Source organism: Paenibacillus profundus, from assembly GCF_021369635.1.
GTDB classification, from domain to species: Bacteria; Bacillota; Bacilli; order Paenibacillales; family Paenibacillaceae; genus Paenibacillus_B; species Paenibacillus_B profundus.
The window spans coordinates 1-855 of the sequence record NZ_JAJNBZ010000059.1 but is presented as its reverse complement, the minus strand read 5'-3'; the positions used below and the strand labels follow the sequence as shown (position 1 = coordinate 855).

The following is an 855-nucleotide window of genomic DNA, read 5'->3' as shown; positions in this document are numbered from 1 at the left end:
GGGTCCGTCCGGCAGCACGGCCAACCAAGGCGCGTACAACAACTTCAGTGGCCAAAGCGGCTACAGCACAATGAACCAAGGGGTGTCCGGCGGTATCGTGGCAAGCACGTATAGCGGCAACAACTCGGGTCCGTCCGGCAGCACGGCCAACCAAGGCGCGTACAACAACTTCAGTGGCCAAAGTGGCTACGGCACGGTGAACCAAGGGGTGTCCGGCGGCATCGTGGCAAGCACGTATAGCGGCAACAACTCGGGTCCATCCGGCAGCACGGCTAACCAAGGCGCGTACAACAACTTCAGTGGTCAAAGCGGCTACGGCACGATGAACCAAGGGGTGTCCGGCGGCATCGTGGCAAGCACGTACAGCGGCAACAACTCGGGTCCATCCGGCAGCACGGCCAATCAAGGGTCGTACAACAACAGCTACAGCGGTCAAGGCGGCTACGGCTCGACGAATCAAGGTTTGTCCGGCGGTATCGCAAGCAACTACCAAAACAGCTTCGGCAGCGGCTATCAGCCTGGTGGCTTACATAGCATCGTAGCCCAAACATATACGGGACAGCAGTTCCAGCCAACGGGCCAAGTGCCAAGCATTACATCGCAAACGCACGGAGCGCATCAAAATGTAGTGCCGAACAACTTCCAGCCAACAGGCCAAGTGCAAAGCATTACGTCGCAAACGCACGGAGCGCATCAAAATGTAGTGCCGAATAGCTTCCAGCCAACAGGCCAAGTGCAAAGCATTACGTCGCAAACGCACGGAGCGCATCAAAATGTAGTACCGAATAGCTTCCAGCCAACAGGCCAAGTGCAAAGCATTACGTCGCAAACGCACGGAGCGCATCAAAATGTAGT

1 pseudogene is annotated in these 855 nt (G+C 57.1%); it reads left to right on the top strand.

Annotation, left to right across the window (positions count from 1 at the left end):
• Positions 1–855, top strand: a pseudogene (locus LQV63_RS30150) (hypothetical protein); the annotation flags it as partial.